We start from the raw sequence: 15,522 nt of genomic DNA, 5'->3' as shown, positions 1-15,522 counted from the left end.
TTAAGCGATAACTTTAGCAACCACACCGGCACCAACTGTTCGGCCACCTTCACGAATCGCAAAGCGTAAGCCTTCTTCCATCGCAATCGGATGAATCAGTTCTACGTCTATCGTTACATTCTCTCCCGGCATTACCATTTCCACACCTTCTGCCAGGCTTACTGCGCCAGTTACGTCTGTTGTACGGAAATAGAACTGCGGACGGTAGTTCGCAAAGAACGGTGTATGACGACCACCTTCTTCTTTGCTCAGTACGTATACTTCTGCTTTGAATTTGGTGTGCGGAGTGATGCTGCCCGGTTTTGCCAGTACCTGACCACGTTCTACTTCTTCACGTTTGGTACCACGCAGCAATACACCTACGTTATCACCTGCCTGACCCTGATCCAGCAATTTGCGGAACATTTCAACGCCAGTACATGTGGTTTTCTGGGTGTCTTTCAAACCAACGATTTCAATTTCGTCACCTACATTGATTACACCGCGTTCTACACGACCGGTAACCACGGTACCACGACCTGAAATTGAGAATACGTCTTCAATCGGCAACAGGAATGGTTTGTCTACTGCACGTTCCGGTGTAGGAATATAGCTGTCCAGTGCATCTGCCAAAGCCATAATTGAAGCTTCACCGATGTCTGACTGGTCACCTTCCAGTGCTTTCAGAGCTGAACCTTTAATCAAAGGTACATCATCACCCGGGAATTCGTAGCTTGACAACAGGTCACGAATTTCCATTTCTACCAGTTCCAGCAACTCTTCGTCGTCAACCATGTCACATTTGTTCATGTAAACGATAATGTAAGGTACACCTACCTGACGGGCTAACAGGATGTGCTCACGGGTTTGTGGCATCGGACCGTCAGCTGCAGAAACCACCAGAATCGCGCCGTCCATCTGGGCAGCACCGGTAATCATGTTTTTCACGTAGTCAGCGTGTCCCGGGCAGTCAACGTGTGCATAGTGACGTTCTGCGGTTTCGTATTCTACGTGTGATGTATTAATGGTAATACCACGGGCTTTTTCTTCCGGGGCATTGTCAATCTGATCATAAGCTTTGGCTGCACCACCGAATTTCTGGGACAGAATGGTACACATTGCAGCAGTCAAAGTGGTTTTACCATGGTCAACGTGACCAATGGTGCCAACGTTTACGTGCGGTTTGCTCCGCTCGAATTTTTCTTTAGCCATGAGCTAAGTTTCCTTGAATAAAGATCATTAAAGAACGATGATAACCTGAAAGTACAGGTACTTTCAGGTTATCGGTAAATAAGTTAGCCTTTACGTGCAGCAATTACCTGCTCGGCTACATTATTTGGTGCTTCAGCGTATTTCTTGAACTCCATGGAGTAAGTAGCACGTCCCTGAGTAGCAGAGCGCAGGTCGGTTGAGTAACCGAACATTTCTGCCAGTGGTACTTCGGCACGAACTTTCTTGCCGCCGATACCATCATCATCCATACCCAGCACGATGCCACGACGACGATTCAAGTCGCCCATTACATCACCCATGTAGTCTTCCGGTGTTTCCACTTCAACCGCCATGATAGGTTCCAGCAATGCCGGAGAAGCTTTGCGCATACCGTCTTTGAATGCCATAGAACCGGCTAATTCAAACGCGATTTGCGAAGAGTCCACATCATGGTATGAACCGAAAGTCAGACGCACACGGATATCCACAACCGGATAACCGGCCAGAATACCATTAGTCATGGTATCACGAATACCTTTATCCACAGACGGAATAAATTCACGTGGAATCACACCACCTTTAATTTCGTCGATGAATTCGTAGTTTACACCACCCGGTTCCAGAGGTTCCATAGTGATCACTACATGACCATACTGACCTTTACCACCAGACTGTTTAACGTATTTGGCTTCGGATTCCACTGATTTACGGATGGTTTCACGATAAGCTACCTGTGGTGCACCCACATTGGCTTCTACACCAAATTCACGTTTCATACGGTCTACAATAATTTCCAGATGCAATTCACCCATACCGGAAATAATAGTCTGACCAGATTCTTCATCTGTTTTCACACGGAAAGACGGATCTTCTTTAGCCAGACGGTTCAGAGCCAGACCCATTTTTTCCTGGTCAGCTTTAGTTTTTGGTTCAACTGCTACATGAATAACTGGTTCCGGGAATTCCATACGTTCCAGAATAATCGGAGCGTCAGTATCACACAGCGTTTCACCAGTAGTTACATCTTTCAAACCAATTACAGCTGCAATGTCACCGGCACGTACTTCTTCGATTTCATCACGATCATTGGCTTTCATCTGTACCAGACGACCAATACGTTCTTTAGTGCCTTTAACAGAGTTCACTACAGTATCGCCGGATTTCACCACGCCGGAATACACGCGGATGAAAGTCAGCTGACCAACGTATTTATCGTTCATCAGTTTAAATGCCAACGCAGAGAATTTCTCATCGTCGCTAGCTTTACGGCTGTCTTTTTCACCATCCGGTTTTTCACCGGCTACCGGCGGAATGTCTGTCGGGCTTGGCAGATACTCAACCACAGCATCCAGCAGACGCTGTACACCTTTATTCTTGAATGCTGAACCGCACAGTACAGGCTGAATTTCACCGGCCAGTGTACGTGCACGCAGGGCAGCAACGATTTCTTCCTCGCTCAGCTCTTCACCGCCGAGGTATTTTTCCATCAGTTCTTCGTTGGCTTCTGCTGCAGCTTCAACCATTTTTTCGCGCCATTCTTCGGCAACGTCTTTCAGGTCAGCAGGAATATCAGCATACTCAAATTTCAAACCCTGAGTTGCATCATCCCATACGATAGCCTGCATCTTCAGCAAATCTACCACGCCTTCGAAACCGTCTTCAGCTCCTACCGGAATGACAACCGGTACCGGATTGGCACGCAGACGGGTCTGCATCTGTTCAACCACACGGAAGAAGTTGGCACCCTGACGGTCCATTTTATTTACAAAAGCCAGGCGAGGCACTTTGTATTTATTGGCCTGACGCCATACAGTTTCAGACTGAGGCTGTACACCACCCACAGCACAGTAAACCATTACCGCACCATCCAGTACACGCATAGAACGCTCTACTTCAACAGTAAAGTCTACGTGTCCCGGGGTATCAATAATATTTAAACGGTGTTCTTTAAACTGACCTGCCATACCTTTCCAGAAGGTGGTAACAGCAGCAGAGGTAATGGTAATACCACGTTCCTGTTCCTGCTCCATCCAGTCGGTGGTGGCTGCACCGTCATGTACTTCACCCAGTTTGTGAGTCATGCCGGTGTAAAACAGAATACGTTCTGAAGTGGTGGTTTTACCAGCATCAATATGTGCAGAAATACCGATATTGCGGTATTGCTCAATAGGGGTTTTACGAGCCACGATAATTGCCTTTCTGCATTAGAAGCGGAAGTGAGAGAAGGCTTTGTTGGCTTCAGCCATGCGATGTACTTCCTCACGTTTTTTCAATGCACCGCCGCGACCTTCGGCCGCATCAATTAATTCACCAGCCAGACGCAAATCCATGGATTTTTCACCGCGTTTACGAGCCGCATCGCGTACCCAGCGCATGGCCAGAGCCAGACGACGGGCAGGACGAACCTCAACAGGAACTTGATAGTTAGCACCACCAACACGACGGCTTTTTACTTCTACCACCGGTTTGGCATTGGCAATGGCTTCGTTAAACACTTCAATGGCTTCTTTGCCGGTTTTCTTTTCAATCTGTTCCAGAGCGCCGTATACAATGCGTTCTGCTACAGATTTTTTACCGTCAATCATCAGCACATTCATGAATTTGGATAATTCGATACTGCCGAATTTCGGATCTGGCAATATGTCACGTTTTGGGACTTCTCTACGTCTTGGCATTTCAATTTCCTTAAACTATTCAGCTGGGCATAGCCCGCGAATATTTATGTAAATATTCACTTACTCGACAGATGATCTGCCGATGCGTCCGATTATTTAGGACGTTTAGCACCGTATTTAGAACGGGACTGCTTACGGTCTTTAACACCTGCAGTGTCCAGAGAACCGCGTACAGTATGGTAACGCACACCCGGCAAGTCTTTTACACGACCGCCGCGAATCAGTACTACGCTGTGTTCCTGCAAGTTGTGGCCTTCACCACCGATATATGAAATCACTTCATAACCGTTGGTCAGACGCACTTTGCATACTTTACGCAGCGCTGAGTTTGGTTTTTTCGGAGTAGTGGTGTATACACGGGTGCATACGCCACGTTTTTGAGGACAAGCCTCTAAAGCAGGTACTTTGTTGACGTAAACCGGAGCCTGACGTCCTTTACGTACCAATTGGTTGATAGTAGGCATATTTTCTCTTTATCCTGTTGAGTCAATATATGCCGGCACCATGCCGGCAAAACGGGTATTCTAGCATTCCTGCTTTATTACGGTCAAGATAATCAAACTTTAAACGCTTTATATCTGTTGAAAAAACAACTATATAAAACCATGTGCAAAATAAAACCGCTGAATGGCTTTCAGCGGTTTTATTTACAACAGATATTAAAGCTTATTCGCTTTTCTCTGCAGCTTCAGCAGCCAACTGCTCCTGCCATTTCTGGCGGCGACTGCGATGGTAAGTCAGTCCGGTACCGGCCGGAATCAGACGACCAACAATTACGTTTTCTTTCAGGCCGCGCAAATCGTCACGTTTACCCATGATAGCCGCTTCAGTCAGCACACGGGTAGTTTCCTGGAAGGATGCAGCAGAAATAAACGAATCGGTAGACAATGATGCTTTAGTAATACCCAGCAATACATTGTCAAAGCGTACCGGTTCTTTACCTTCCGCCAGCAACTTCTCGTTGGCAATCATTACATCACCGCGTTCAACCTGCTCACCAGTAATGAAGTGACTGTCACCGGCATCGGCAATATTTACCCGGCGCAGCATCTGGCGAATGATCACTTCGATATGTTTATCGGAAATCTTCACACCTTGCAGACGATACACTTCCTGTACTTCCTGCACGATATAACGAGCTAGCGCCTCAATACCCTGCAAACGCAGAATATCATGCGGATCGACTGCACCATCTACAATCACTTCACCGCGATTCACCACCTGACCATCATGTACCAGCACCTGTTTTTCTTTGGAAATCAGGGTTTCATAAGCAGCACCGTCTGCATCAGTAATAATCAGACGCTGTTTACCCTTGGTTTCCTTACCGAAAGAAACAGTACCAGTTACTTCAGCCAGCATACCCACATCTTTCGGAGTACGTGCTTCGAATAATTCAGCTACACGCGGCAGACCACCGGTAATATCGCGGGTTTTGGATGAAGCCTGAGGAATACGTGCCAGTACATCACCTTTACCTACTTCCTGTCCTTCTCGTACAGTAATCACCGCACCAACCGGGAAGGCCATGGAAACAGCGGTTTCACTTCCTGCCATGCGAATTTCTTCGCCTTTGTCATCCAGCAGTTTTACTGTCGGACGCAACAGTTTAGACTGAGTAGAGGAACGACGTTTACCATCAATAACTACCAGTGTAGACAAACCGGTAACATCATCGGTCTGTTTAGCTACAGTAACGCCTTCTTCGATATTTTCAAAGCGGACACGACCGGCAAACTCGGTAATCATCGGACGGGTATGCGGATCCCATGTAGCCAGTGTCTGACCGGCTTTCACTACACCACCATCTTTTACCTGCAATAATGCACCGTAAGGTACTTTATGGCGTTCACGCTCACGACCAATATCGTCATGAATCACAATCTCGGATGAACGACCAATAACGACCAGTTCACCTTTGTTATTGGCTACATAACGCATCTGGCTGGAAAAGCGAACCGTACCACCAGATTTAGCCTCTACCTGACTAGCAGCTGCAGCTCGTGAAGCAGCACCACCAATGTGGAAGGTACGCATAGTTAACTGAGTACCCGGCTCACCAATAGACTGAGCAGCAATCACACCAACAGATTCACCGGCATTGACCAGTTTACCGCGCGCCAGATCTCGGCCATAACATTTGGCACACAATCCATGACGTGTTTTACAGGTAATCGGAGTACGTACTTTAACTTCATCGACACCTGAGTTATCAATCAGATCAACCAGACCTTCATTCAGCAGCGTACCTGCTTCAACTAAAGTTTCACCACTGGTCGGGTCAACTACATCTTCAGCAGTAACACGTCCCAGCACACGATCACGTAATGATTCAATGATATCACCACCCTGTACCACTGCTTTCATCACAAAACCGTCGTTGGTACCACAATCATCTTCTACTACCACCAAGTCTTGTGTCACATCAACAAGACGACGAGTCAGATAACCGGAGTTAGCGGTTTTCAATGCCGTATCAGCCAGACCTTTACGGGCACCGTGAGTAGAAATAAAGTACTGTAATACTGTCAGACCTTCGCGGAAGTTAGAAGTAATCGGTGTTTCAATAATGGAACCATCTGGTTTCGCCATCAAACCACGCATACCTGATAACTGCTTAATCTGAGCGGCAGAACCACGGGCGCCGGAGTCAGCCATCATGTAAATTGAGTTGAATGACTCCTGATCAACCAGATTACCTTCGCGGTCAACTACTTTCTGAGTAGACAGATTATCCATCATCGCTTTGGCAATCTTGTCACCAGTACGGCCCCAGATATCGACTACTTTATTGTAACGTTCGCCATTGGTTACCAGACCCTGACGGTACTGGTCTTCAATTTCTTTAACTTCAGCATTAGCTTCAGCCAGCAACTGTGGTTTACTTTCAGGCACCAGCATATCGTCAACGCAGATTGAAATACCGGCACGAGTTGAGAATGCATAACCGGTATACATCAGGTGGTCAGCAAAAATGACAGTATCACGCAATCCGCAGCGACGGAATGAAGCATTAATCAGCTTAGAAATTTCTTTTTTCTTCAGCGTTTTATTAATATGATCGAAAGACAAACCTTTTGGCAGAATCTCTGACAGCAGAGCACGGCCGACAGTAGTTTCATAACGGTTAACTACTGGTACAAATTCGTCCTGACCATTTTTCACCCATTCACGCAAACGTACAGTAATTTTAGTACCCAGCTCTACCTGACGAGTCTGGTAGGCACGGTGTACTTCTTTTACATCAGCAAACAGGCTGCCTTCACCCTTACCATTAATTTTGTCGCGGGTCATATAATACAGACCCAATACGATATCCTGTGACGGTACGATAATTGGTTCACCATTAGCTGGTGACAATACATTATTCGAAGCCAGCATCAGGGTACGCGCTTCCATCTGTGCTTCCAGACTCAGTGGTACGTGCACAGCCATCTGGTCACCGTCAAAGTCGGCGTTAAATGCAGTACATACCAGCGGATGCAGCTGAATTGCCTTACCTTCAATCAGAATCGGCTCAAATGCCTGAATACCTAAACGGTGCAAGGTTGGCGCACGATTGAGCAGAATCGGATGTTCACGAATAACATCTTCAAGAATATCCCATACAATCGGCTCTTCCTGTTCCACCATCTTTTTGGCTTTTTTGATGGTAGTTACTGTCGGATCTAACTGTTCAAGTTTATGGAAAATAAAGGGTTTGAACAGTTCCAAAGCCATTTTCTTCGGCAAACCGCACTGATGCAGACGCAGGTACGGACCAACGGTAATCACAGAACGACCGGAGTAATCGACACGTTTACCCAGCAGATTCTGACGGAAACGACCGCCCTTACCTTTAATCATATCTGCCAGTGATTTCAGCGGACGCTTATTAGCACCAGTCATGGCTTTACCACGACGACCATTATCCAGTAATGAGTCTACCGCTTCCTGTAACATACGTTTTTCATTGCGTACGATGATATCCGGTGCACGCAGTTCAAGCAGGCGTTTCAAACGATTGTTACGATTAATGACACGACGATACAGGTCATTCAAATCAGAAGTAGCAAAACGGCCGCCATCCAGCGGTACCAGCGGACGCAAATCCGGTGGCAGTACTGGCAGCACATCCATAATCATCCATTCCAGTTTCATACCGGAACGCTGGAATGCTTCCAGAACTTTCAGTCGTTTAGCAATTTTCTTAATTTTTGTATCTGAACTGGTTGAATCCAGTTCCTGACGCAATACAGTAACCTCATGGGCAATATCCATGGCTCGCAGTAAATCGCGAATGCCTTCAGCACCCATCTTGGCTTCAAAATCGCCGCCGGACTCTTCATATTTGGTAATGTATTCTTCTTCACTGAGCAGCTGACGCGGCTGTAATGAAGTCAGCCCCGGATCAGTTACCACATAAGCTTCAAAATACAGAATACGTTCAATGTCACGCAAAGTCATATCTAATACCATACCCAGACGGGATGGCAAAGATTTCAAAAACCAGATATGCGCAACCGGTGCAGCCAGTTCGATATGTCCCATGCGCTCGCGGCGTACTTTGGACAAGGTTACTTCCACACCACATTTTTCACAGGTTACCCCGCGAAATTTCAGGCGTTTGTATTTACCACACAAACATTCATAATCTTTAATCGGGCCAAAAATCTTGGCACAAAACAAGCCGTCACGTTCCGGTTTAAAAGTACGGTAATTAATCGTTTCCGGTTTTTTCACTTCACCGTACGACCAAGAACGAATGGTATCCGGCGAAGCAATGCCGATTTTAATTGCGTCAAATTCTTCTTCGGCACTGGCATTTTGCAGCGGATTAAATAAGTCTGATAAAGCTTTCATATTTGCTCCTGACGATGCCGTATACAGTATGCTTCACACACTGTATACGACCGGTGTCGGTTAGTAACGTTCCAAATCCATATCCAGGCCTAAAGAGCGAATCTCTTTCAGTAACACATTGAATGATTCCGGCATGCCAGCATCAATCTTGTACTCGCCTTTAACAATGTTTTCATACATTTTGGTACGACCGGTGACGTCATCTGATTTCACAGTCAACATTTCCTGCAGAGTATAAGCAGCACCATAAGCTTCCAGTGCCCAAACTTCCATCTCACCAAAACGCTGGCCACCGAATTGAGCTTTACCACCCAGCGGCTGCTGAGTGACCAGACTGTACGGACCAGTAGAACGAGCATGCATTTTTTCATCAACCAGATGATGCAGTTTCAGATAATGCATTACACCCACAGTCACCTTACGGTCAAAGGCTTCTCCAGTATGACCATCATACAGTGTCATCTGCGTACGGGTATCATTAAAGCCCAGTTTCTGAATTTCCGGATCATCCTCTGGATAAGCCAGTGCCAGCATATTTTTGATTTCGGATTCTTCCGCACCATCAAATACTGGTGTAGCTACAGTCATACCTTTACGCAAATGCTGAGCCAGATTGATGATTTCATCGTCATTAAACTGCGATAAATCTTCTTTCTTACCACTGCTGTTGTACACTTTTTCAAGGAAAGCACGAATATCATCAGCAGCACGTTTTTCTGTCAGCATACGGTCAATACGCTCACCAATACCTTTGGCAGCCCAGCCCAGATGTACTTCCAGAATCTGACCAATATTCATACGGCTTGGTACACCGAGCGGATTCAGTACGATATCCACAGCGCGTCCGTCAGCCATGTAAGGCATGTCTTCAACCGGCAGAATGCGGGATACCACACCTTTATTACCATGACGGCCGGCCATTTTGTCACCGGCTTTCAGGCGACGTTTAATGGCAATAAACACCTTAACCATTTTCTGTACACCCGGCTGTAATTCATCACCTTGTGTCAGTTTTTTCTTCTTGATTTCATACAGAGCATCTGATTCTTCATGCTTGGCCTGCAAACTTTCCTTAATCAGTTCCACCTGCTTAGCAATACTTTCATCACTCAGACGAATATCAAACCAGTCATGACGGCTCGGCAATGAAGCCAGATATTCTTTAGTAACTTCTGCACCTTTAGCCAGTTTCAATGGTCCGCCATTGACTTTTTGTCCCAGTATCAGGCGTTCAGTACGGTCAAAAGCATCATCATTGAAAATACGCAACTGATCAGTCAGATTCTGACGATAGCGTTTCAGTTCTGCATCGATAATCGCCTTAGCACGTTTATCGCGTTCAATACCTTCACGGGTAAATACCTGAACATCAATAACAGTACCACTCATGCCGGTAGGCATACGCAGTGAAGTATCTTTTACATCACTGGCTTTTTCACCAAAAATAGCACGCAACAGTTTTTCTTCCGGTGTAAGCTGAGTTTCACCTTTAGGTGTCACCTTGCCTACCAGTACATCACCGGCCTCTACTTCAGCACCAATGTAAACGATACCGGATTCATCCAGACGATTTTGCATACGCTCAGACAAATTCGGAATATCACGGGTAATTTCCTCGGCGCCCAGCTTGGTATCACGGGATACCACATTCAATTCTTCAATATGAATTGAAGTATAACGATCACCGGCAACGACACGTTCTGAAATCAGAATTGAGTCTTCATAGTTATAACCATTCCATGGCATGAAGGCGATAGTCATATTCTGACCCAGTGCCAGCTCACCTAAATCAGTAGAAGCACCATCCGCAATAACATCACCGCGCTGGATAATATCACCCTTCTGTACGGCAGGACGCTGATTAATATTGGTTGACTGGTTAGAACGGGTGAATTTCACCAGATTGTAAATATCCACACCCACTTCACCAGCAGTAGCCTCGTCATCATTAACACGTACTACGACACGGTTTGCATCCACATATTCCACAACACCGCCGCGACTGGCCGCAATAGCTGTAGCACTGTCAATAGCCACAGAGCGTTCAATACCGGTACCAACCAATGGTTTTTCAGCACGCAGGCAAGGTACTGCCTGACGTTGCATGTTGGCACCCATCAAAGCACGGTTGGCGTCGTCATGTTCAAGGAACGGAATCAGTGAAGCCGCTACTGAAACCACCTGACCGGTAGCCACGTCCATATACTGTACGCGATCCGGTGTTGCCATTATGGTTTCACCTTTTTCACGGCAGGTTACCAAATCACCGATAATCCGGCCGTCTTTATCCAGATCGGCATTCGCCTGGGCAATAACAAAACGACCTTCTTCAATAGCAGACAAATAATCAATGTCATTGGTTACTTTACCGTCGACAACTCGACGATAAGGGGTTTCCAGAAAGCCGTATTTATTAGTACGGGCATAAACTGCCAGCGAATTAATCAAACCAATATTCGGACCTTCAGGTGTTTCAATCGGACATACACGACCGTAATGAGTCGGATGTACGTCACGCACTTCAAAACCGGCACGCTCACGGGTCAGACCACCAGGTCCCAATGCAGATACACGGCGTTTATGGGTGACTTCAGACAATGGATTAGTCTGATCCATAAACTGAGACAACTGACTGGATCCGAAAAACTCTTTGATTGCAGCAGAAACTGGTTTGGCATTAATCAGGTCATGCGGCATCAGATTTTCTGATTCGGCCTGATTCAGGCGTTCTTTAACGGCACGTTCTACACGTGACAGACCACTACGGAACTGATTCTCAGCCAACTCACCCACAGAACGTACGCGACGGTTACCCAAATGGTCAATATCATCTACTTCACCATGTCCGTTGCGCAATTCAACCAGTGTAGCAATTACGGATACAATATCCGGAATAGTCAGTACATGATTGCCTTCTTTATCAGCATTGGCAAAAGTTTGTGTCATCAGACGGCCATACCATGACTCTTGCTGTGCTTCCAGCAATTTTTGCTGATAGGTACGGGTGTTGAATTTCATCCGGCCGACACGTGACAAGTCATAGCTGTCTTCACTAAAGAACAGGCGATTAAACAATGCCTCAACAGCGTCTTCGGTTGGTGGTTCGCCCGGGCGCATCATGCGATAAATAGCAATACGTGCAGCCTGCTGACCTTCAGTTTCATCAGTACGCAAAGTATTGGAAACATAACCACCCTGATCCAGATCATTAATATACAGCGTTGAAATTTCTTTGATTCCCTGTATATCAAACTGTGCCAGCAACTCTTCCGTGATTTCATCATTGGATTTAGCCAGTATTTCACCGGTATCCGGAACAACTACATCAGCAGCCAGTACCTTGCCAATCAGACTTTCCGGTTCAACTTCCAGCCATTTAATATCTGCAGCAATAATGTCACGGATATTCTTGGCATTAATACGTTTGCCTTTTTGTACCAGTACTTTGCCGTCTTTATCTACCAGATCAAACTTGGCAGTTTCACCTCTCAGACGTGCCGGAATCAGATCAGTATGCACACCATCTTTAGACAGGTGATAACTTTCACGGTCATAGAACATGTCCAGAATCTGTTCCGGTGTAAACCCAAGTGCTTTCAGTAAAATAGTTACTGGCATTTTACGACGACGGTCGATACGGAAATACAGCAAATCTTTCGGGTCAAATTCAAAGTCAAGCCAGGATCCGCGATAAGGAATAATCCGTGCTGAAAATAATAATTTACCAGATGAATGTGATTTACCTCTGTCATGTTCAAAGAATACACCCGGAGAACGATGCAACTGTGAAACAATGACGCGTTCTGTACCGTTAATAATGAATGAACCGCTGGGTGTCATCAACGGAATTTCACCCATGTAAACTTCATTTTCACGAACTTCTTTAACCACATTAGGTTTGGATGACTCTTTGTCCAAAATCACCAGCCGGATACGTGCCCGCAACGGAGCTGCATAAGTAATACCACGCAGCTGACATTCCGGAATGTCAAACACTGGTTCACCTAATACATAATGGGTGAACTCAAGGCGGGCATAACCGTTATGACTAATGATCGGAAAAATAGACTGAAAAGCAGCCTGAAGACCAACATCAGCGCGTTGGTCATAGGGTGTTTCCATCTGTAAAAACTGTGTATAAGAATCCAACTGCGTAGCCAATAAAAACGGCACTTCTAATACATTTGCACGTTTGGCAAAGCTTTTACGGATACGTTTTTTTTCAGTAAAAGAGTAGGACATGTACAGTCTCCAGTAGGGAGGTTTGGCAAGTAAGGTTTTATAAATACTCAGATAACTGTTAATATCAAAAGAGTAAAATTAGGTAAATTAATGGTTTTTTTGTAAATATTTATAAAATATCACTTGAGGTAGACAAGCGAAAGCAGGCTGGTAGCCTAAGCTACCAGCCTGTAAAACGCAACTGAAATTACTTGATTTCGACAGAAGCGCCGGCTTCTTCCAGTTGTTTTTTAATGTCGTCAGCTTCAGCCTGAGAAACACCTTCTTTAAGAGTTTTAGGTGCACCGTCAACCAGATCTTTAGCTTCTTTCAGACCCAGACCAGTGATAGCACGAACAACTTTAATCACGCCAACTTTCTGAGCACCAGCAGAAGTCAATACTACATCGAATTCAGATTTTTCTTCGGCAGCTGTAGCACCGTTATTAGAACCATTATTAACAGCCAAAGCAGCTGCAGATACACCAAATTTTTCTTCAAAAGCTTTAACCAGATCGTTTAATTCCATAACGGTCAGGTTACCAACTGCTTCCAGAATGTCTTCTTTAGTAATAGCCATGCTATTAAACTCCAATAATTGAGAATAAAAATTTAAATATAAATCAGATGAAATTTAGGCAGCTTCTTCGCCGGCTTTTTTCTCAGCCAAAGCAGCAAGTGCACGGGCAAAACCTGAAACAGGAGCTTGCATAATACCCAGCAATTTCGCGAGCAATTCGTCGCGGCTCGGAATAGAAGCAAGTTCTGCTACCTGAGCAACATCCAGCAGATCACCATTATATGAACCTGCTTTCAGTACAATTTTTTCATCTTTTTTCGAGAACTGGTGCAGTACTTTTGCAGCAGCAACCGGGTCTTCAGATACCGCATAAACCAACGGACCAACCATCTGATCAGCCAGAGCGGCAAATGATGTACCTTCAACAGCGCGACGGGCTAATGTGTTTTTCAACACATGCAGGTATACACCTGCTTTACGAGCATTGGCACGCAGTTCGGTCATACTGGCAACACTGATACCACGATACTCGGCAATAACCATAGTTTGAGCGTTAGCAATGGCTGCTACGATTTCGGCTACGGCTGCTTGCTTGGTTTCAATATTGAGACTCAAGGTCTACCTCCCACTGTTTTTAATCAGAGCGATATGAATACCACTCCACCCAGCGCGGCAACCCAAAAAGACATCCGTAAGCAAAGCTTACACAAGATTATCCGGGACTACCGTCTGCGTAGGGTTAATTTTTAAAATTTGTTTTACTACCACAAATTCCCTACGGTCTTGGACATCTACTTATTTCTAAGTAGCCCAACATATAAATGTAAGACATTTATATGAATTTTTAAGGCAGTCTGATATGAGACCAAACTGCCGGAATTCAAGGATACTTCTTAATTATTTACAGAAGCGCTGTCAACACACAAACCTGCACCCATCGTGCTGGATACTGCGATTCTGCGCAGATACTGACCTTTTGTTGCAGCAGGTTTAGCTTTAACAATGGCATCCAGTAATGCGTTAAAGTTTTCACGCAGATCAGCGGCATCAAAAGAAGCACGACCAATAGTTGCATGTACGATACCAGCTCTATCTGTACGATACTGTACCTGACCTGCCTTCGCATTTTTAACAGCTTCAGCAACATTTGGCGTAACAGTACCCACTTTCGGGTTTGGCATTAAACCACGCGGACCCAGAATAGTACCTAGCTGACCTACTACACGCATAGCATCAGGAGATGCAATTACCACATCAAAGTTCAGATTACCTGCTTTGACTTCAGCAGCCAGATCATCGAAACCAACCACATCAGCACCGGCTGCTTTAGCAGCTTCCGCATTAGCGCCCTGAGTAAACACAGCCACACGTACAGTTTTACCGGTACCTTTAGGCAATACTACAGAACCACGAACAAGTTGGTCAGATTTACGTGCATCAATGCCAAGATTGAAAGATACATCGATAGATTCATCAAATTTGGCTGTAGCATTAGCTTTAACCAGATTCAGAGCATCATCAATAGTATATAATTTATTGGTTTCCACAGCAGCACGAATAGCCTGCATACGTTTTGAAAGCTTAGCCATTTACACACCCTCCACATCTAAACCCATTGAACGGGCACTACCGGCAATGGTGCGTACCGCCGCATCCAGATCAGCAGCAGTTAAATCAGGCTCTTTAGTCTTGGCGATTTCTTCCAATTGTGCACGAGTCACTTTACCCACTTTCTGGGTTAATGGATTTGAACTACCTTTTTGCAGACCAGCTGCTTTTTTCAGCAAAATAGAAGCCGGTGGCGTTTTCATTACAAAGGTAAATGATTTATCTGCAAACGCAGTAATCACTACTGGAACCGGCAGACCCGGCTCAACATTCTGCGTAGCCGCATTAAAGGCTTTACAGAATTCCATAATATTCAGACCACGCTGACCCAGTGCCGGACCTACCGGAGGAGACGGATTGGCTTTACCTGCAGGAATCTGCAGTTTGATATAGCCTACAATTTTTTTTGCCACTTGATTTAAACTCCAAATAAACGGGTATGACGCAGCAAATGCTGCTCCCCAA

10 protein-coding genes are annotated in these 15,522 nt (G+C 45.5%); all 10 read right to left on the bottom strand.

Going from position 1 to position 15,522, the window contains the following annotated elements; genetic code table 11:
* The 10 genes from tuf to rplK all read right to left on the bottom strand — a co-directional run bounded on the left by tuf (nucleotide 1) and on the right by rplK (nucleotide 15,470).
* Complete coding sequence (gene tuf, locus GYY70_RS01820; RefSeq protein ID WP_025329891.1) at nucleotides 1–1,191, bottom strand: elongation factor Tu; 1,191 nt, start codon at nucleotides 1,189–1,191, stop codon at nucleotides 1–3.
* 83 nt (nucleotides 1,192–1,274) lie between these two features.
* Complete coding sequence (gene fusA / locus GYY70_RS01815) at nucleotides 1,275–3,377, bottom strand: elongation factor G (protein ID WP_025329902.1); 2,103 nt, start codon at nucleotides 3,375–3,377, stop codon at nucleotides 1,275–1,277.
* Nucleotides 3,378–3,395: 18 nt separating this feature from the next.
* A complete protein-coding gene (rpsG, locus tag GYY70_RS01810) occupies nucleotides 3,396–3,866 on the bottom strand; it encodes a 30S ribosomal protein S7 (protein ID WP_025329901.1) in 471 nt (156 codons plus the stop codon).
* A 92-nt stretch (nucleotides 3,867–3,958) separates the two neighbouring features.
* The gene (rpsL, locus tag GYY70_RS01805) at nucleotides 3,959–4,330 is read right to left on the bottom strand and encodes a 30S ribosomal protein S12 (protein WP_025329900.1); all 372 of its coding nucleotides are present in this window, start codon (nucleotides 4,328–4,330) and stop codon (nucleotides 3,959–3,961) included.
* Between the two features lie 202 nt (nucleotides 4,331–4,532).
* Nucleotides 4,533–8,708 carry a DNA-directed RNA polymerase subunit beta' gene (rpoC, locus tag GYY70_RS01800; RefSeq protein WP_096766339.1) on the bottom strand — a complete coding sequence of 1,392 codons (4,176 nt, stop codon included), beginning with the start codon at nucleotides 8,706–8,708 and terminating at the stop codon, nucleotides 4,533–4,535.
* A gap of 60 nt (nucleotides 8,709–8,768) precedes the next feature.
* On the bottom strand, nucleotides 8,769–12,950 hold the full coding sequence (gene rpoB / locus GYY70_RS01795) for a DNA-directed RNA polymerase subunit beta (RefSeq protein ID WP_174831063.1): 4,182 nt from the start codon (nucleotides 12,948–12,950) through the stop codon (nucleotides 8,769–8,771).
* Between the two features lie 187 nt (nucleotides 12,951–13,137).
* The gene (gene rplL, locus GYY70_RS01790; protein ID WP_025329897.1) at nucleotides 13,138–13,509 is read right to left on the bottom strand and encodes a 50S ribosomal protein L7/L12; all 372 of its coding nucleotides are present in this window, start codon (nucleotides 13,507–13,509) and stop codon (nucleotides 13,138–13,140) included.
* 54 nt (nucleotides 13,510–13,563) lie between these two features.
* Nucleotides 13,564–14,064, bottom strand: coding sequence for a 50S ribosomal protein L10 (gene rplJ, locus GYY70_RS01785; RefSeq protein WP_025329896.1), 501 nt, complete (start codon nucleotides 14,062–14,064; stop codon nucleotides 13,564–13,566).
* A 278-nt stretch (nucleotides 14,065–14,342) separates the two neighbouring features.
* A complete protein-coding gene (rplA, locus tag GYY70_RS01780) occupies nucleotides 14,343–15,038 on the bottom strand; it encodes a 50S ribosomal protein L1 (RefSeq protein ID WP_084551070.1) in 696 nt (231 codons plus the stop codon).
* Complete coding sequence (gene rplK, locus GYY70_RS01775; RefSeq protein WP_025329894.1) at nucleotides 15,039–15,470, bottom strand: 50S ribosomal protein L11; 432 nt, start codon at nucleotides 15,468–15,470, stop codon at nucleotides 15,039–15,041.
* Nucleotides 15,471–15,522: the final 52 nt, after the last annotated feature.

It is taken from the genome of Snodgrassella sp. ESL0324 (assembly GCF_013344955.1).
Lineage (GTDB): Bacteria > Pseudomonadota > Gammaproteobacteria > Burkholderiales > Neisseriaceae > Snodgrassella > Snodgrassella alvi.
Note: the sequence above shows the minus strand (reverse complement) of the source record. Positions and strands in the feature narration are given on the sequence as shown.

Bases quoted from the DNA above. Each gene is read 5' to 3' on its own strand.
- tuf (WP_025329891.1), bottom strand. From the start codon at position 1,191: ATGGCTAAAGAAAAATTCGAGCGGAGCAAACCGCACGTAAACGTTGGC.
- rpoB (WP_174831063.1), bottom strand. From the start codon at position 12,950: ATGTCCTACTCTTTTACTGAAAAAAAACGTATCCGTAAAAGCTTTGCC.
- rplL (WP_025329897.1), bottom strand. From the start codon at position 13,509: ATGGCTATTACTAAAGAAGACATTCTGGAAGCAGTTGGTAACCTGACC.
- rpsL (WP_025329900.1), bottom strand. From the start codon at position 4,330: ATGCCTACTATCAACCAATTGGTACGTAAAGGACGTCAGGCTCCGGTT.
- rpsG (WP_025329901.1), bottom strand. From the start codon at position 3,866: ATGCCAAGACGTAGAGAAGTCCCAAAACGTGACATATTGCCAGATCCG.
- rpoC (WP_096766339.1), bottom strand. From the start codon at position 8,708: ATGAAAGCTTTATCAGACTTATTTAATCCGCTGCAAAATGCCAGTGCC.
- rplA (WP_084551070.1), bottom strand. From the start codon at position 15,038: ATGGCTAAGCTTTCAAAACGTATGCAGGCTATTCGTGCTGCTGTGGAA.